Origin of the sequence: Bradyrhizobium sp. HKCCYLS3013 (assembly GCF_051167615.1) — a bacterium.
Lineage (GTDB): Bacteria > Pseudomonadota > Alphaproteobacteria > Rhizobiales > Xanthobacteraceae > Bradyrhizobium.
The window spans coordinates 137,252-155,064 of record NZ_JBNPTK010000012.1 but is presented as its reverse complement, the minus strand read 5'-3'; the positions used below and the strand labels follow the sequence as shown (position 1 = coordinate 155,064).

16 protein-coding genes are annotated in these 17,813 nt (G+C 67.6%); 12 read left to right on the top strand and 4 right to left on the bottom strand.

Features of this window, described 5'->3' with window-relative positions:
• The first annotated feature begins 21 nt into the window (after positions 1-21).
• Complete coding sequence (locus ACQR1F_RS21775; RefSeq protein WP_434913839.1) at positions 22-795, top strand: thioesterase family protein; 774 nt, start codon at positions 22-24, stop codon at positions 793-795.
• Positions 796-1,126: 331 nt separating this feature from the next.
• Here the strand turns inward: ACQR1F_RS21775 and ACQR1F_RS21770 are convergent, their stop codons facing one another.
• A complete protein-coding gene (locus tag ACQR1F_RS21770) occupies positions 1,127-2,818 on the bottom strand; it encodes a methyl-accepting chemotaxis protein (RefSeq protein WP_434913838.1) in 1,692 nt (563 codons plus the stop codon).
• Positions 2,819-3,060: 242 nt separating this feature from the next.
• Here ACQR1F_RS21770 and ACQR1F_RS21765 point away from each other — a divergent pair, with 242 nt between their 5' ends.
• Together ACQR1F_RS21765 and ACQR1F_RS21760 are read left to right on the top strand one after the other, a co-directional pair.
• On the top strand, positions 3,061-3,483 hold the full coding sequence (locus ACQR1F_RS21765) for a DUF1801 domain-containing protein (RefSeq protein WP_434913837.1): 423 nt from the start codon (positions 3,061-3,063) through the stop codon (positions 3,481-3,483).
• 411 nt (positions 3,484-3,894) lie between these two features.
• On the top strand, positions 3,895-4,974 hold the full coding sequence (locus tag ACQR1F_RS21760) for a hypothetical protein (RefSeq protein WP_434913836.1): 1,080 nt from the start codon (positions 3,895-3,897) through the stop codon (positions 4,972-4,974).
• A 1,125-nt stretch (positions 4,975-6,099) separates the two neighbouring features.
• Here the strand turns inward: ACQR1F_RS21760 and ACQR1F_RS21755 are convergent.
• On the bottom strand, positions 6,100-7,662 hold the full coding sequence (locus tag ACQR1F_RS21755; RefSeq protein ID WP_434913835.1) for an AMP-binding protein: 1,563 nt from the start codon (positions 7,660-7,662) through the stop codon (positions 6,100-6,102).
• A gap of 154 nt (positions 7,663-7,816) precedes the next feature.
• Here ACQR1F_RS21755 and ACQR1F_RS21750 point away from each other — a divergent pair, with 154 nt between their 5' ends.
• The 4 genes from ACQR1F_RS21750 to ACQR1F_RS21735 all read left to right on the top strand — a co-directional run bounded on the left by ACQR1F_RS21750 (position 7,817) and on the right by ACQR1F_RS21735 (position 10,629).
• A complete protein-coding gene (locus tag ACQR1F_RS21750) occupies positions 7,817-8,443 on the top strand; it encodes a hypothetical protein (protein WP_434913834.1) in 627 nt (208 codons plus the stop codon).
• Positions 8,444-8,501: 58 nt separating this feature from the next.
• Positions 8,502-9,482: an NAD(P)H-dependent flavin oxidoreductase gene (locus tag ACQR1F_RS21745; protein ID WP_434838039.1), complete on the top strand. Its 981-nt coding sequence runs from the start codon at positions 8,502-8,504 to the stop codon at positions 9,480-9,482.
• 72 nt (positions 9,483-9,554) lie between these two features.
• Positions 9,555-9,821, top strand: a complete 267-nt coding sequence (locus tag ACQR1F_RS21740) for a hypothetical protein (RefSeq protein WP_434838038.1) — start codon at positions 9,555-9,557, stop codon at positions 9,819-9,821.
• Positions 9,822-10,002: 181 nt separating this feature from the next.
• On the top strand, positions 10,003-10,629 hold the full coding sequence (locus tag ACQR1F_RS21735; protein WP_315804683.1) for a hypothetical protein: 627 nt from the start codon (positions 10,003-10,005) through the stop codon (positions 10,627-10,629).
• Between the two features lie 72 nt (positions 10,630-10,701).
• Here ACQR1F_RS21735 and ACQR1F_RS21730 read toward each other — a convergent pair whose 3' ends face one another.
• Together ACQR1F_RS21730 and ACQR1F_RS21725 are read right to left on the bottom strand one after the other, a co-directional pair.
• Positions 10,702-11,181: a hypothetical protein gene (locus ACQR1F_RS21730; RefSeq protein ID WP_316181130.1), complete on the bottom strand. Its 480-nt coding sequence runs from the start codon at positions 11,179-11,181 to the stop codon at positions 10,702-10,704.
• Between the two features lie 126 nt (positions 11,182-11,307).
• Positions 11,308-12,159, bottom strand: coding sequence for an SDR family oxidoreductase (locus tag ACQR1F_RS21725; RefSeq protein WP_434838037.1), 852 nt, complete (start codon positions 12,157-12,159; stop codon positions 11,308-11,310).
• Positions 12,160-12,347: 188 nt separating this feature from the next.
• Between ACQR1F_RS21725 and ACQR1F_RS21720 the strand changes: the two genes are divergently transcribed.
• From ACQR1F_RS21720 to ACQR1F_RS21700, 5 genes are all read left to right on the top strand, one after another.
• A complete protein-coding gene (locus tag ACQR1F_RS21720; RefSeq protein ID WP_434838036.1) occupies positions 12,348-14,384 on the top strand; it encodes an NAD(+) synthase in 2,037 nt (678 codons plus the stop codon).
• A gap of 217 nt (positions 14,385-14,601) precedes the next feature.
• Entirely contained in the window at positions 14,602-15,291 is a 690-nt protein-coding gene (locus tag ACQR1F_RS21715) for a substrate-binding domain-containing protein (protein WP_434838035.1), read from the top strand.
• Between the two features lie 114 nt (positions 15,292-15,405).
• Entirely contained in the window at positions 15,406-15,846 is a 441-nt protein-coding gene (locus ACQR1F_RS21710; RefSeq protein WP_434838034.1) for a hypothetical protein, read from the top strand.
• 170 nt (positions 15,847-16,016) lie between these two features.
• The gene (locus ACQR1F_RS21705; RefSeq protein ID WP_434838033.1) at positions 16,017-17,249 is read left to right on the top strand and encodes an MFS transporter; all 1,233 of its coding nucleotides are present in this window, start codon (positions 16,017-16,019) and stop codon (positions 17,247-17,249) included.
• 126 nt (positions 17,250-17,375) lie between these two features.
• The gene (locus ACQR1F_RS21700) at positions 17,376-17,618 is read left to right on the top strand and encodes a hypothetical protein (RefSeq protein WP_434838032.1); all 243 of its coding nucleotides are present in this window, start codon (positions 17,376-17,378) and stop codon (positions 17,616-17,618) included.
• Positions 17,619-17,813 lie beyond the last annotated feature (195 nt).

Here is a 17,813-nt window from a genome sequence, read left to right as displayed (position 1 = left end):
GACGTGGCGAGGCGCGCGCTGATGCGGCCGATCTTCCGCATCGCGGACAATCGGGTCGCCGTCAGCCCCGATGCTGCGGGACCATGGGATCCGACCATGCAACATGGGTCTGCGCCATCGGCGCTGGCCGTGTGGGCGGCCGAGCGCATTCCCACGAAGTCGCCGATGCGCATCGCCCGCGTCACCATCGACCTGATGCGCCCGGTGCCGCTCGCAGAGCTCCTCATCGAGACCGAGGTGCTGCGCGAGGGGCGCAAGATCCAGCTCTGCGCCGTGCGCTTGCGCGCCGGCGACACGGTGGTCGTCACCGCGACGGTGCTCAAGATCAGGCAGGACGCGGTGCCGCTGCCGGATGATGTCCGCGAGCTGCCGGTCGATCTGGTCGGCCCCGACGAGGCCCTGCCGGAGCCGGCTGATTTCTCGACCAGCCCCTTCGTGCGCGGCATGACGCTCCGCGCCGCGCGCGGCCGCTTCGGCGTCAAGGGTCCGGGCGCGATCTGGTACCGTGTCGACTGGCCGCTCGTCGAAGGCCATGCCGTATCGCAGGCGATGCGCGCCGTGGTCGCGAGCGACTTCTGCAACGGCACCTCGGCCGCGCTCGACTTCCACAGCTACACGTTCCTCAATGCCGACCTCACCGTGAACATGGCCCGCGAGCCGCTCGGGGACTGGATTCTGCTCGACGCCGAAAGCTGGATCGGCCCGGACGGTGCGGGGCTGGCGATGGCGCGCCTGGGCGACGCGAGCGGCTATTTCGGCCGCGTGGTGCAGAGCCTCGTGATCGAGAAGCGGTGAGGGGGCGGTCCGCCGTCCGTATCGCGTTCATAGCGGGTTGGCGAACTGATCGCCGCACCAGTGCTGCTTCGTTTCCAACGACGCGCCGCGGCGAGGTGTCATGAGGTTGCGCCGGTGATCGGCGGTTGCTTGCTTCGTTACGGGTGAACCAATCAACCCTGCGCCAAGCTCCGCTGCGCCCTCTCCCCCGCTCGCGGGGGAGAGTTGGAGAGGGGGCGCCACGCACGCCGCCGCTGGAGCGGCCCCCTCCCTAGCCCTCCCCCGCAAGCGGGAGAGGGAATGCACTGCCGTTGTCGCGGGTGAACGAGTTCGACGACGAATGATCTCGCTCTCACGCCGCCCGCACCGTGCCGAGGAAGCGTCCGACCTCCAGCTTCAGCCGGTTGCTGTCCTGCGACAGCGACTGCGCCGCCGAAAGCACCTGGGACGAGGCCGAGCCGGTTTCGCTGGCGCCATGCTGCACCTCGGTGATGTTGGACGACACCTCGTGGGTGCCCTGCGCCGCCTGCTGGATGTTGCGCGAGATCTCCTGCGTCGCGGCGCCCTGTTCCTCCACCGCCGCGGCGATGGTCGAGGAAATCTCGGACAGCCGTTCGATGGTGCCGCTGATCTCCCTGATCGCGCCGACCGACTCCTGGGTCGCCGCCTGGATGCCGGAGATCTGCTGGCCGATCTCGCCGGTCGCCTTGGCGGTCTGCTCGGCCAGCGCCTTGACCTCGGAGGCGACCACGGCGAAGCCGCGGCCGGCTTCGCCCGCGCGCGCCGCCTCGATGGTGGCATTGAGCGCGAGCAGGTTGGTCTGCCCGGCAATGGTGTTGATCAGCTCGACGACGTCGCCGATGCGCGCTGCGGCCTTGGACAACTCGCCGACGCGGTCGTTGGTCTTGCGCGCCTGGTCGACGGCCTCGTTGGCCATCCGCGCGGATTCCTGCACCTGCCGGCTGATCTCGGTGACCGACGAGCTCAGCTCCTCCGTGGCGGATGCGACCGACTGCACGTTGGCGGTCGCCTGCTCGGATGCGGCCGCGACGGTGGTGGTGCGCTGCTGTGTGCGCTCGGCGGTCGAGGTCAGCGTCGTGGCCGACGCTTCGAGCTCGGTCGAGGCCGAGGAGACCGTGTTGATGATCTCGCCGACCGCGCTCTCGAAGCTGTTGGCCAGGTCATGCATGTCGCGCTTGCGCCGCTCGACGGCGAGCTTCTCGGCCTCCGCCTGCTCGGCGCGCAGCTTCTCGGTCTCGATGGCGTTGTTCTTGAACACCAGCACGGCGCCCGCCATGTTGCCGATCTCGTCCTTGCGGTCTGTGCCGGGAATCGGCGCCGCCATGTCGCCGCCGGCGAGCCGGCGCATCGCCTCCGTCATCGCCGTGATCGGGCGCGACACGCCGGCCACAATCAGGTAGCCCATTGCGATGCACAGCAGCGCCGCCAGTGCGATCACGCCCATAATCCAGGCGCGCGAGGACAGATAGACCGCGGCGCCCTTGTCGGCTTCCGTCTTGCCCTGCTCGACGTTCCAGGCAAGGTCCTGCTCCAGCGCCTTGCGGGCCAGGACGAAGTCGTCGCGCAGCTTGCCCATGAACAGCGCGGTGGCGGCCTCGACCTGGTTCTTGCGCGACAGTTCGAGCAACTGCTTGCTGTCGTCGAGATAGGTGGTCCACGGCGTCTTGAACGCAGCCACCAGCGCCTTCTCCTCCGACGTCGTCACCGTCGGCTCGTAGAGGCGCCAGGTCTTGTCGAACAGCTCGCGGCTTTCGGCGATCTGCCGTTCCTGGATTGCCTTTTCGTCGGCCGTGGTCGCCAGCAGGAACTGACCCTGCCGGGCGCGATATTGCTCGATCGATTTGGAGATGGTTCCGAGCCATCCGGTCGCCGGCAGCCAGTTGTCGCGCACTTCGGCAGCCGAGCCGTTGACGATACCGAGACGATCGATCGAGAAGCCGCCGAGCCCCATCGCCGTGACCAGCACGATGCCGAACGCCAGCAGGACCTTGTTGCGAATGGACAGGTTGGAAAACGACGGCATCTGCGACTCCGGCTTCGATAGGTCCAGGGATTGGGTGCAGCCGGCTCGAAGAGAGCGCGTGGCTGCAGATCGGCGCGACGAGCGCTCGTCGGTGAGGCGTCGTGGTCCGCGTGTGCGCCCGATTTGGCCGGGGAGTTATAAAGATTGCTCTAAACTTGAGCGGACCAGGATAGCCGTATAAATACGGCGCGCTGCGAACTACACGCAGATGGAACTACGCGCAGGTGATCGGAACAAGCGTCATGGCGAAATCAACGAAGGCTGAAGGTGCCGGCGAGGGGAACCAGTCTCCGTCGGAACTGATCGACGTCCGGATCAAGGAACTCGGTGACTGGCGCGGCATCACGCTCGGCCATGTGCGTGATCTCATCAGACAGGCCGATCCCGATATCGTCGAAGAATGGAAGTGGCGCGGCGTTCCCGTGTGGTCGCATGACGGCATCGTCTGCACCGGCGAAACCTACAAGGCGGCCGTGAAGCTCACCTTCCTCAAGGGAGCCTCGGTGCCTGACCCTTCCGGCCTCTTCAACGCCAGCCTCGACGGCAACACCCGCCGCGCCATCGACCTTCACGAAGGCGACGTGATCGACGAGGCGGCGTTCATGGCGCTGATCCGCGCCGCGGTGGCGCTGAATGGGACGAAGCGGAGCGGTCGGAAAGCGTAAGCGAGGTCGGCGCAGCAGCGGACGGCAATCCTCACGCGTCGCTGCCCGCCCGGGCTCGCGAGCCAACGGGCCGCTGCGCATGCGCGGCGCGATGACAGGCTTAGCGAAGCACTCCCGTTGCAGGAAACGGTCGAGCACCTGACGAACTCGCTGGAGTTGCGCCGCGCAGCGAAACCGGCTATTCAGCGCCACCCCAACTTCAACGCAGGAGGCGACGATGTCCAGACTCGCACGCTTCCCGGGCTCGCTGCGCGATCATTGACGCGGCCACCGGGATGATTGTCCCGGATATGATCTGACTCTTTCACAACTCATCGAAAAGCCCGCGGCCCTCTTGGCCTGCGCTTGAACACTTGTGTCATGACATCTCATCCTCTGCTGACTCCCCGCCGGGAGCCGGTGCGTTCGTCGTTGTGTGAACGTCGGCTGCGGCGCTATGCGTCTCGTTTCCAGTCCCGCGTCACTGCGCTGGCGCAGCGCCATCCGCATCTCGCCGACCTCGCGCTGAGCTTTCCGGCGCTGTTGTTCGCGCTGGCGGTGCCGTGCAAACAGGTTGACCCGGAGCCGGCGATTGCTCGCGTGATCGCGGGACGTTCGCTTGCCGAGGCGGCCGCCGCGGCGGGCTTGCCAATGTGGCTGCGCAAGCTGCCGCCGGAGGCGTTCGTGTGTCCGATCCCGCGGCTGCCGGATGGCGATCTGTTCCGCAGGCAGATCGGCAATCACTTGCCGCGCTCGCCGAAGCTGATGCCGATATGGCTGCAACTCGTCTCGGAGATGGCGACCATCGCCGATGAGGCCGCCGCCGTCTGGATCGCGCGGGAGTACGTCCGTGCGCCGAAGATCGTGAACCGCGACCGCGTGCATCTGCTCGCCCTGTGGACCTGGTTCTCTGGCCAGCCCGGCCGTCTCGCCCACGATCTCATCGAACGGCCGTGGACGCCGGACATGAGGCTCGATGCCGCAACCACGGCCGCATCCAACTGGCGCGGTCGGATCTCGCTGCATCTCAATCTCGGTCAATTGCCGATCAGCGACATGTGGCTCGATCCCGGCCGGATCGGGGACCATGAGTTCAGGCCGCTCGACAAGATTCCGGACCTGGTCGACGAAGCGGCCGCCATGCGCAATTGTGTCCGCACCTACGGCGCTGACATCGTCCACAACCGCTCGCGGCTGTGGAGCGTCCGTCACCGGGGTGAACGCGTCGCGCCGCTGGAGGTCGGCCGCCACTGGCGCGATCCTTTGCTGAACATCGTCCAGCTCAAGGGGGCCGGAAACGCGGCCGTGTCGCACGACCTGTGGTGGATCGCGCGACGCTGGCTGCACCTGCACGATCTCTCACAGATCGAGCCGGCCAGGATGAAGTGGGGCCAGGCGCCGCTCGACCTCGTCACTTGGCGCGCGCTGTGGCGGCCCTATTGGCTTGCCAAACGCCGGATTCCCGGCTGGCTGCCGCTCGCGCCTTCGCGCGACGCGTTCGGTGCGCTGTGATGAAGCCGCGCGTCGGCGCGGCCGCGCTGGACCCGACGAACGACTCGAGCAGTATCCTGGCAATCGCGCAGAGCGGGGCCATTAACCGACGGAGGTGATTTGCCCGACGAGCGGCCTCTCTCACATTCACCGTGGTTCGAGGGCCGCCCCGCGCAGCGGAAACCGCGTGCGCCGAAATGTGAAATTCGGCAACGCCTTCAAGCCGATTTGGTCTGTCCAGATCCTCGACGAAAAATATTCGACTTTGCATTATCAGAAATATCTGCTTTCCTCGTCTCCATCCCGCCTCATCTACGAGGGGCGCTTCGCGAACGTCACGACGCGTTGGGGTGGGAGGCGGTGGCCGCGATGAGGCGCAGCGTGCTCGGAGCATGCCGACGTACGTCTCGTCGCGGACGGTGAAGTCGCAGGGTCCTGGCCTCCCGACGCTGAGGTCAAGTTTCGTGAGGCAGCCTAACGGCAGCTTGCGGGACGACGGTGGCAAACAAGCCCGGTCGCCGGGGAGACTGCGTATAAATCGTAAAGCCATCGCGCAGGGAGGGCCGGGTCGTCCGGCCGAACCTGTGGTTCTGCCGCGTGCTTTTTTGCTGCACGCGGACCGCAGGCCTCGGTCGAGGCCTGGCCTTCCCTGCACCCTCCGTCTGATGGAGGGGAGAACGTCAGCAAGACTCGGACGCCGATGCGTCGCGAGATGGCGATGTCATGTTTGCAGATCGTGCAACAGACGTTCAGGTCGATTTGAGCGGCGCATATCGGTCGAGGGTGACCTATTGGATTCCGGCGCCTCGGGCCACGCAAATAGTGTCGTCCCCGCGAACGCGGGGACCCATAACCACAGGACGTTGTATGAGGCTCGCCTGCCGCGACATCCGCGCTCACCACGCCCTCCTGTGGTTATGGATCCCGGGTCGCGCTTCGCTTGCCCGGGACGACAGCGGAGTGCGGCGGCTGCGAGCAGGGCTAACCAGACATTCGCGCCGTCGTTTCGTCTGGTCTCGATCAATGAATGGTTCGCCGTCATTGCGAGGAGCGCAGCGACGAAGCAATCCAGAGTCCCGCGATGACCCGGGATTGCTTCGCTTCGCTCGCAATGACGACGACCACCGAAGCCGCGCTGCCGTGCCGCTACCCCACCATCCGCCCGCGTCCCTCCCAGTACCGCGCGCGCAACACCTTCTTGTCGATCTTGCCGACGCCGGTGACCGGCAGCTCCTGCACGAACTCGACGCGCTTCGGCGCGTGCGCGGAGCCCTTGCGCGCCTTGACCAGCTCGATCAGCTCGCTGGCGTCGATCTGCGCGCCCGCGCGCGGCACCACGATGGCGGTGACGGCTTCGCCCCATTTGTCGTCGGGCACGCCCACCACGGCGCACATCGCCACATCGGCGTGCTGCGTCAGCACATCCTCGATCTCGCGTGGGAAGATGTTGAAGCCGCCGGAGACGATCATGTCCTTCTTGCGGTCGAGGATGTACATGTAGCCGCGCTCGTCGCGGCGGGCGATGTCGCCGGTGTGCAGCCAGCCGTTCTTCAGGGTCTCGGCGGTGGTGTCCGGCCGCTTCCAATATTCACTCATCACATGCGGCGCGCGCACGCAGATCTCGCCGGCCTCGCCCTGCGCAACCTCCTGATCATTGTCATCGAGGATCTTGACCTCGCAGGCCGCGATCGGAAAGCCGCAGGACAGGAACAGCTCTGGCTGCTTCGGATCGTGGTCGGCCTTGCGCAGCACCGACACCGGATAACATTCGGTCTGGCCGTAGAGCTGCGAGAACACCGGGCCGATGCGCTCGATGCCCTCGACGAGCCGCGTCGGCGACATCGCCGAGGCGCCGTACAGCACCAGCTCGAGCGAGGAGAGATCGGTCCTGGCCAGCGCGGGATGGTCGAGCAGCACGTAGATCATCGTCGGCACGAACAGCGTGAAGTTGATGCGCTCGCGCGCGATGGTCGCCAGCACCGCCTCGGGATCGAATCCCTTCAGCATGTGCACGGTGCCGCCGCGCATCAGGGTCGGCAGCACCTTGGTGCCGGCGACATGGCTGATCGGGGCGACCGTCAGGTAGCGTGCGCGGTCCGGAATCTCGAAATCGGCGAGGATCGCGGTGGCGAAGCCGCCATATTCCCGGTGATGGCGCAGCGCGCCCTTCGACTTCCCGGTGGTGCCACCGGTGTAGTTCAAGGTCGCGATGTCCTCCGGCGTGGCGAAGTTGCGCGCGCTGGCGTGGCCGGACTGCTCGATCGCGGCGAGGAGGTCGACGCCGTAGCCGGCTGCGCCCAGCGTGAACACGTGGCGCAGGCCGCCCGAGCGCGCGGCCAGCTCGCCGCCGCGGTCGTGGAACGCGGCGGCATCGATCACCAGCGCCTGCGATTCGGAATCGGCAAGCTGGAACAGCTGGTCGTCAAGCGAGCCCAGCGGATGCAGCCAGGTGATGGCGAGCCGCGACAGCTGCGCCGCCGTGCCGGCGCACCAGGCATCGGCGCGGTTCGCGCTGAGGAACGCGACGCGTGTTCCCGGCGGCAGGCCGAGTCGCATGAACACGCTCTGCATGCGGCCGATCAGGTCGATCGCGCCCTGATAGGTCAGCGATCCGTCCGGCCAGCTGAAGGCGGTGCGCGACGGATGACGCGACAGCGTGAGCAGGGTCTGCTCGCAGACGACCGGAAACGAATGAAGCTGTGGGCTCATGGACGATCCTCCCGAGATGCCGCGATCGTTGTTGCGTCGCGTGGCTTGTCGCCGACGCTATCAGAAAGCCGATTGCGCTCAAGGTGCGCTTGTCATCCTCGGAACATCGCTGCGCGCGCCGCGTTGCCCGGCCGAACAACAACGGAGCAAGGCCATGCGCACCTCGACAGCTTTTTTTGCGGGAGCCGGAACGGTTGCCATTGCCGTTGCGGCCGGTCTCGGCGGCGGGCTCATGATCGCGGAAGGCATGCATCCGAGATCGCCGGCGCTCGAGCAGGCCAAGCTCGAGCGTTCCGTGCCGGAGGCGCCGTCGCCAAGTCCGACGGTCACCTCGTATCTTGCGGCAACGCAGGCGGCTGCGATCACGCCGGTCAAGGTGGCGCCTGCTGCAACGGAGACGGGGCCGGCGACGCCGGTCTCGACCAATCACTCGCCCCCGCCGCAAGCTGCCGCTCCGGACGCGACGACGATGCCCACTGCGGCTTCGGCGCAGGCCAGCACCCAGGTCGGCTCCGTCGAGGACGTCCAAGAGAAGCAGGACACGGCCGCAGTGAAGCCCGAGGACGCGGATCTCAAGGCGCGCGGGGCCGAGCGCAAGCGCGCCGCGGAGCAGCGCCGCGCCGAGCGGCACCGGCAATATGTCGAGCGCCGGCGGCAGCGCCGCGAGCAGGATATGCGCGCCGTCGAGCAGGCGGTGCGCGATGACACGACGCCGCGCGCCTATGCGGCGCAGCCGGTCGGCATGGATGGACCGCGCTTCAGCTTCTTCGGCGACGATTGATCGCACGCGGTCGCGTCGCTATCCCTGAGCCCAACGAAGGATCAGGGAGGGACCTGAAGTGCAGGACACGCGATGGGGAGGGCTGCGGACGCGGCTGCGATTGCCGCTGATCGCAGCGCCGATGTTTCTGGTGTCGGGGATCGAGCTGGTGAGCGCGGCCTGCGGGAACGGCGTGATCGGCGCGTTCCCGACCGTCAATTGTCGTACTCCCGATGAGCTCGATGCCTGGCTGCGCGAGATCGCCGATCGGCTCGCGCGCCGCAGCGATGCCGGTGGGCGGGCGGCTGCGCCGGTCTGCCCGAACCTGATCGTGCACCATTCCAACGCGCGGCTGCAGGACGATCTCGCGGTGCTGTTGCGGCACCGTCCGGAGATCGTGATCACCTCGGTCGGCTCGCCGGCGAAGGTCGTTGCGCCCCTGCATGATGCGGGCGCGCTGGTGTTCGCTGACGTTGCCTCGATCCGTCATGCCGAGCGCGCGGTCGAGGCCGGCGCCGATGGCCTGGTGCTGCTCACGGCCGGGGCCGGCGGCCAGACCGGCTGGCTCAATCCATTCGCCTTCGTGCGCGCGGTCAGGGCGTTCTTCGATGGTCCCATCGTGCTTGCCGGCGGCATCAGCGACGGCGTCGCGCTACGCGCGGCGGAGGTGCTCGGCTGCGACCTCGCCTATATGGGCACGAAGTTCATCGCCACACGCGAAAGCCTGGCCGATGATCGCTACAAGGCGATGCTGGTCGCGAGCTCGGCCGACGACGTGCTGCTGACGTCCGCCTTCACCGGCCTGCCGACCAGCATGCTGCGGCCGTCGATCGTCGCCGCCGGGCTCGACCCCGAAGCCTTGCCGGCGCGCGGCGCGATCGAGATCGGCAGCGACATCGACATTGCTGCGCGCGAGGCGCGGCCGAAACGCTGGCGCGACATCTGGAGTGCGGGGCACGCGACCTCTGGGGTCACCGACATTCCGTCCGTTGCCGAACTGGTCGCGCGCACGGCCGATGAGTACATGGGCGCCGGTGGCCACGCTCGTGAGAAAACGTGATGTGTGTCCTTAAGGCACCATTAACCATCGGGTCCCACAATCCGCGGAGCTTGAACTTGGCGGAATCGTGCGATGGGCATCGGGCTACGGCAGGACAAAGAGCGGGCGACGCTTGAGGAGATCCGGATCCGTGTCGGGCATGCCCTGCAGCGGCATCCGCTGTGCCGCAACGTCCAGTTCGACATCATGAGCGTTCCCCGCAACGCCCGCGGCGGGAACTGGACCATCAGCCTGCATTCGGTGGAACCGGCGGCGCTTTGGGAGGCCTCCGACATCGTTGCCGACATCCAGGCCGCGTACGATCTGCTGATCCCGGCCGAGCTGTCTTCGGCGGCGTGAAAAAAATATCCGTCATGTTCACAGGGCGGAATGGTGGCCGGCGTGTTTCTGTGGCATCGTAAAGCCTTAATTAACTCCCACTTTTCGGCAAAGTGCGGCTTTCCGCCGGGATACGGAGAATTGCGTGACGAAGTCGATCGCTTTTGTCGCTTTGCTGGGCGTGCTGATCGCAGGCGCGGCCGTGACGAGCGTCCTGATGCAGGACAGCGTGCCTTCGGCCGGTGCGATGATGCCGCCCGTGGTGGCGAAGAGCCCGCTCTCCAACCGTGAAGCCAAGGGCGACCGCCTGGCGATGGTCACACTTGCGGCCCCCGAGGTGCAGCAGCCGAGTGCCGCCCCGAAGACGACTCTCCGCCAGGCCTATGCCTATGCGCCGTCCGAGGCCGAAATGGCCAAGGCGTCGGCCGCTGCGGTCGTTGCTGCCGAGCCGGTGGTGCCGAAGTCCAAGATTCTCGCCCGGAGCGAGCCGACGCCAGCGCCGCTGAAGCCCGAGGTGCAGAAGGCCTATTCGCTGCTGTCGGACGGCCAGATCGCCGGCATCAAGGAGCGGCTGCGGCTCTCGTCGAGCCAGGAATATTATTGGCCGGCGGTCGAGACCGCGCTGCGCGCCGTCGCCCGTAAGATCCACGCCGGACGGCAGGGTGCGGCGAAGCCGGGCGCGGTGGCGCTCGATCCGGATTCGGATGAGGTGCAACAGCTGAAGTCGGCCGCGATGCCGCTGCTCTGGCAGTTGCGCGAGGACCAGAAGGACGAAGTGCGGCGGCTTGCGCGCACGATCGGCCTCGACAAGGTCGCAGCTGCGATCTGATCCGGGCGATCCCTGCCGTGAACACGTCAAAAGGCCGCGCATTGCGCGGCCTTCGCTGTTCGAGGGGGTCTTTTACCGCGCCGGCGGATTGGCCTCTGGATGCCCGCCGCTCTCGGGACCGGCTCCGGTCGGCGACGACGCGGGCGCGGTGCGCAGGTCCGGGGCCGGCCGCGCCGGCTGGGTCATGGTCGGAGCTTCCGGCGGGGTGATCGCGGCGCCGGCGCCGACCGTGGTGCCGCGATCGGTGTTGCTCGGCGCCGACGGCACCGGCGTCGGCTTGTCGCCGCCGGCAAAGCGCGTCGCGCCGCCGCTCTGATAGCCGGCGACCAGCAGGCCGGCGACCACGAGCCCGAGCACGAACAGGCCGCCGAGCTCGGGCAGCGCGCCAGATGGGGCGACGCCGCGGCTCCGGCCGTCGCCCTCGAGCGCCACCGCCGCGATCTCCCGGTTGTGCCGCGAGCGCAGGAAGGCCAGGAACGCGCCGGCCGCGATGATGATCGCGGCCGCGAGCGTGAAGAACATCAGCCAGCTGATGGGTTGATCGCCTTGCATCTCGAACATCCTTTGATCCGTGAGGGCTGCGCGACGTGCAGTCGCGTCAAACCCGCATGACAATCTCTGTTCGTTGCAATCGCCGGTGGCATGAAAGGTTTCCCGCCCGGCGGCGAAAATCTCGAGTCAGCGCCCGTCGCCGGCGGCCCACAGCGCGTCGAGCCCGGCGCGATAGGTCGGGTAGGCGAAGCCGACGCCGAGCTCCTGCCTAGCGCGAATATTCCGGATGCGCCGGTTGCTGGCATAGAAGCTGCGCGCCATCGGCGACAGCTCGGCGCTGTCGAACGGCAGCTCGGGCGGCGGCGCGATGCCCATCAGGCTGGCGGCATAGGCGATGACGTCCTGCGGCGGCGCCGGCTCGTCGTCCACGATGTTCCAGGCGCCGCCTTGTCCGTGCCGGATCGCACCCATGATCGCGCTGGCGGCATCATCGACATGGATGCGGTTGAACACCTGGCCCGGCTTGACGATGCGGCGCGCCCGCCCGGCCTGCAGCTCGACCAGCGCGTTGCGGCCGGGCCCGTAGATGCCGCCGAGCCGGAGCACCGCGAGCCGGTCGCCGATGACAGCGCGCCATTCCGCCTCGACGCGGACACGGGCCTGCACCCGGTCGTGCTCGGGTGCCAGCGGCGTGTCCTCGTCGATCCAGCCGCCCTGGTGGTCGCCGTACACGCCGACGGTCGAGAGATAGACCACGCGCCGCGCGCGCCCCGCCGTGATCGCGTCGCCGAAGGCGGCCAGCACCGGGTCGTCGCCCGCTCCGGGGGGCACCGAGATCAGTACGACGTCGGCATCCGCCGCCTTCACCAGCGTCGCGGCGGCGGGCGCCGTGCTGTCGAAGAGGTCGATGTCATCAGGCGCCAGCTCCGCGCGCTTGGCGGCGCTGCGCACCGTGCCGCCGATGCGGGCGAACGCGCCACGGTGCAGCTCGACGAAGCGCTGGGCGGTGTAGCCGAAGCCGATGACGAAGAGGTTCATGGAGGCCGTTCACCTGGACTGCGCGAATAGATGAGCCTCCGAGTTACCCGGCACCGGGTGCCCCGCGCAATTCAAATGACGCGTGCGGAGTCAGCCTGCGGACGGGGCGGTGCTGACCTGCCGCGCTTGTTATGGCTCCCGTCATGGTCCATGTCGTATGCTCCGGCGACAGGAGATGGACTGCCACGATGAATTTCCATTCGATCTACCGCCATGGCTTTGCCCGCGTCGCCGCCTGCGTCACGGCCTCCAGCGTCGCCAACCCCAGCGCCAACGCGGCGGCGATCCTGGCGGCGGCGCGCGCCTGCCATGATCAGGGCGCGGCGGTCGCGGTGTTTCCGGAGCTCTGTCTGTCCGGCTACGCGATCGAGGACCTGGTCAAGCAGGACCCGCTGCTCGATGCCGTGCAGCGCGGGCTGCTCACCCTCGTCGAAGCCTCGCACGACCTGATGCCGGTGCTGATCGTCGGCGCGCCGCTGCGCTTCGCCCACCGGGTCTACAATTGCGCCGTCGTGATCCATCGCGGCGAGGTGCTCGGCGTCATCCCCAAGAGCTACCTGCCGACCTATCGCGAGTTCTACGAAGGCCGCCACTTCGCCTCCGGTGCCGGCATCCGCGGCGAGATGATCGAGGTCGCCGAGACCATGGCGCCGTTCGGCACCGACCTGCTGTTCGCCGCCGCCGATGTCGCCGGGCTCGTGATCGGCGTCGAGATCTGCGAGGACATGTGGATCCCTGTCACGCCGGCGTCCGAACTTGCGCTTGCCGGCGCCACCGTGCTCGCCAATCTCTCCGGCAGCCCGATCACGGTCGGCCGCGCCGAGTCTCGCTCACTCTTGTGCCGCTCGACCTCGGCGCGCTGCCTCGCCGCCTATGTCTACGCGGCGGCCGGCGCCGGCGAATCCACCACGGACCTCGCCTGGGACGGCCAGACCTCGATCTTCGAGAACGGCGTGCTGCTCGCCGAGAGCGGGCGCTTCCGCCAGACCGGCCAGACCATCGTCGCCGACGTCGATCTCGATTTGCTGCGCCAGGAGCGCGCGCTGATGGGCACGTTCGACGACAATGCGCGCGCGCAAGGCGCCGGCGTGCACTGGCGCCGCATCGGCTTCGAGCTGCAGCCGGCCGAGGGCGACATCGGCTTCAGGCGCAGCATCGAGCGCTTTCCGTTCGTGCCGAGCGATGCCGCGCGGCTCGATCAGGACTGCTACGAGGCCTACAACATCCAGGTCGCCGGCCTGACGCAGCGGCTGCGCGCCACCGGCACCAAGCGCATCGTGATCGGCGTCTCCGGCGGGCTCGATTCCACGCATGCGCTGATCGTCGCGGCGAAGGCGATGGATCTGCTCGGCCTACCCCGCACCAACATCCTGGCCTACACGATGCCGGGCTTTGCCACGGGCGCGCAGAGCAAGTCCTACGCGCATGCGCTGATGTCTTCGCTTCAAGTCAGTGCCGCCGAGCTCGACATCCGCCCCGCCGCCACGCAGATGCTGAAGGACATCGGCCATCCGTTCGGCCGCGGCGAAGAGGTCTACGACGTCACCTTCGAGAACGTGCAGGCCGGCCTGCGCACCGACTATCTGTTCCGCCTCGCCAACGACCGCGGCGGCCTCGTGCTCGGCACCGGCGATCTCTCCGAGCTCGCGCTCGGCTGGTGCACCTATGGCGTCGGCGATCAGATGGCGCACTACAACGTCAATGCCGGCGTGCCGAAGACCCTGATCCAGCATCTCATCCGCTGGGTTATCGCCTCGCATCAGTTCTCGGCCGATGTCGACCGCACCCTGGAGGCGGTGCTGTCGGCCGAGATCTCGCCGGAGCTGGTGCCGGTGAAGGAGGGCGAGACGCCGCAGAGCACGCAGGCCACGATCGGCCCGTATGAGCTGCAGGACTTCAACCTGTTCTATACGCTGCGCTACGGTATGCGCCCGTCGAAGATCGCCTTCATGGCGCATCACGCCTGGAAGGATGCGGGCGAGGGCGCCTGGCCGCCGCACTTTCCGCCCGACAAGCGCAACGCCTATGCGCTCGGCGACATCAGGAAGTGGCTCGAAGTGTTCCTCAAGCGCTTCTTCGCCTTCAGCCAGTTCAAGCGCTCGGCGATGCCCAACGGCCCGAAGGTGGTGGCCGGCGGCGCATTATCGCCCCGCGGCGACTGGCGCGCGCCGTCGGACGGCAATGCGACGGCGTGGCTGGAGGACCTGGAGAGCGTGCCGAAGTGAGGGACGCAGTTCTCGTGGCATGTTGATGGCGCACCGTTTTGCATCACGGGCGGTGCGCTCCCTCTCCCCGTAAGAACGGGGAGAGGGAGCGCAGCGGCGCTCGCCGTAACCGCTGTTGCCTCCCACCGTCTTGCTCCGCTGCCCCGCTTGCCATATCCGAAGAAGCGTCGCAGCGTAGTTTGCGGCGCTGCAATTGCCTCTTCAAACGGAGCCCCCCATGAGCGTGACCGCCGCCGGCATTTCCTCGATGGCGACGAGGCAGATCCTCGCCGAGCTCGCGGCCGCCTATGAGGAGGCGACCGGCGAGGTGATCACGATCGAATCCGTCGGCGGCGTCGATGCCGCCAAACGCATCCGCGCCGGCGAAGCGTTCGATTTCGCGGTGCTGGCTTCCGACGCGTTGCAGAAGCTCGAGGCCGACGGCCACCTCGTGCCCGGCAGCATCATCGAGATCGCGGAATCGCCGATGGCGATGGCGGTGCGCGCCGGCAGCGCCAAGCCCGATCCGCTCGACGAAGCCGCCGTGCGCAAGGCGATGGAGAACGCCAAGGCGATCGGCATCTCCACCGGCCCGAGCGGCACATATGTGCAGAAGCTCGTCCGCGACTGGGGCCTGGAGGGCGATGGCGCCTCGCGCCTGGTCCAGGCCAAGCCCGGCATTCCCGTGGCCAAGCTGCTCGCCGATGGCGAGGTCGATGTCGGCTTCCAGCAGCTCAGCGAGATGCTCGGCGCACCTGGCATCGACATCGTCGGTCTGCTGCCGGACGCGCTGCAGCCGGGCACCGTGTTCGCCGCCGCGTTGTGCAAGGCCGGCGCACACACCGACGCCGCACGCGCGTTCATCGAATATCTTGTCTCCGACGAGACCGCCGAAACCAAGCGCCAGCACGGCATGACGCCGGTGTGAGGCGGCGAGGGGCAAGGATCGTCCTGGACGTCACGTGCCTCGCAACTTCCGCATGGAACTTCGCCCCGCCGCGCCCTATGGAAGGACGTGTGCTGAAAACGAATGGAAGGACTCATGCGTCGCTGGCCTCTCGTATCTCTCATCCCTCCGTTGCTGACCGGCTGCGTCACGCAGAGCGCGGAAAATGACAAGGCTGCGGAAGCCGCCGCGATGGCGACGCATCTGACGGCCGACTATCGTCAGATCCTCGCCAACGATTTCAAGACTTGGCCGGACTACGCTGGCATGCCCATCACCAAGGCCCAGATATCGAACCCCGCCAAGGAGTTCGGTGACATCCTCAATGGTGGAACCGTGGTCGGCATCTGCGTGCGCTACATGACCAGGCCGCGTGCTTTTGGACAGGAGCTCAGCCCGCGGACGGTGGTCGAATCGATTTCCTTCACCAACAAGCGCCTGAATCACGCAGGTCTGAAAGGCCGGCGCGAGATCGCGATGCTCAGCTGCGACGCAAAGCGCGTCTACTCGCCCTTTCCCGAGATCGAGACGGAGTAGGCACGGATCGGAAGCGACCAGCGCATCGGCACCGGCTTGGGGCGCGGCTGCCGGTTGCGCGCGTCGGCCGATCCCTTCGACGGTCCAGGGGCGACGAAAAATGGTCCGCGCGTATGTCGTCCGAGCCCCGCGCCGTTCGTCTTGTCATCGAACGGCAGAGGAGGAGACGAATGAGCACATCGCACTATCGCTGGGTGATCGTGGCGGCCGGGGGCGTGCTCGGCTGCGTCGCGGTCGGCGGCCTGTTCTCGCTGCCGGTGTTCCTCAAGCCGATGGCCGCCGAGACCGGCTGGTCGGTCGCGGGGATCTCAAGCGCGATGACCATCGGCTTCCTGGCGATGGCCGTCACCAGCATGGGCTGGGGCACGCTGTCCGACCGGATCGGCCCGCGTCCCGTGCTGCTGATCGGATCGGTCCTGCTCGCCGTCAGCCTGCTGCTGGCAAGCCTGACGTCCTCGCTGCTGGCGTTCCAACTGCTGTTCGGACTGATCGCTGGCATCGCGACAGCGGCGATCTTCCCGCCGGTCATGGCGACCGTCACCGGCTGGTTCGACACCCACCGCAGCCTCGCGGTCTCGCTGGTCTCGGCCGGCATGGGTGTCGCGCCGATGACGATGTCGCCGCTCGCGGCCTGGCTCGTGTCCAGCTACGACTGGCGCACCGCGATGCAGTGCATCGCCGCCATCGTCGCCGCCATCATGATCCCGACGTCGCTGCTGGTGGGCCGTCCACCATCGTCAGCGCCCGACGCCGCCCTCGCGTCGGGCCCTACCGACGGTCCGGCCGAGATGACGCGCGCGGCGGCGCTGCGCTCGCCGCAGTTCCTGATCCTGCTCGCCACCAACTTCTTCTGCTGCGCCACCCATTCGGGCCCGATCATCCACACCGTCAGCTACGCCGTCACCTGCGGCATCCCGCTGATGGCGGCGGTGACGATCTACAGCATCGAGGGCCTCGCCGGCCTCGGCGGCCGCATCGCCTTCGGCCTGCTCGGCGACCGCTTCGGCGCCAAGCGTGTGCTCGTTCTCGGCCTGCTGGCGCAGGCGTTCGGTGCGCTCGCCTACGTGGCCGTGCGCGACCTCGCCGCGTTCTATGCCGTCGCGGCGACGTTCGGCTTCCTTTATGCCGGCACCATGCCGCTCTACGCGGCGATCGCGCGCGACAACTTTCCGCAGGGCATCATGGGCACGGTGATCGGCGGCACGGCGATGGCCGGCAGCCTCGGCATGGCGACCGGCCCGCTGGCCGGCGGCCTGATCTACGACAGCTTTGCCAGCTACACCTGGCTCTATGTCGGCTCGTGGGTGATGGGCCTCGGCGCTGTCATGATGATGATGACATTCAGGCCGTTTCCCAAGCCAGCGTCGCAGCCTGGCGCCGTGCCGATGCAGACGCCAGCCTGACGCTGCTGCATCGCACCTTCACGCCGCGGTCGGAATCGGACAACAACGCTTGATCCACCGGCAGGAACTGTGATGTCGCAGCCGGGTTGGGCGAGCGTGGGGTTCAACCGGATGGAGATCGGATCCATGAAGAAGACCCAGCTCGCCATTGCCACCCTCGTCGCAGCCACCCTCGCTGCCGTCCCGCTCGCCGCGCAAGCCAAGCATGCCAAGAAGCACAGCGCCGCGACCTCGACGACCTCCTCGCAGACCACCGGCAGCAACATGCGGGCGACCAGCGGCGCGATGAAGTCCAGCCGCGATTCCACCTCGTCGAGCCAGGGCAACGTCGGCCCAGGCACGAACCAGGCGGGGAGCATGGGGAAATAGGACGGATTCGTCCCTCGGATTCCGCGTCGGAGTGCCCGGTGCCCGGGCTTTCCGGCGCGCGGTGGCACTTCGCAGCAGCGCAGCGATGCAAGACGCCGCTACACCACAGCGCTGCAAGACGACGCGCTCCACGCGGCCGGACGGCACGAAACCACGCGAGCGAACAAACCTTGCGAACACCAATCGGCCTCGCCA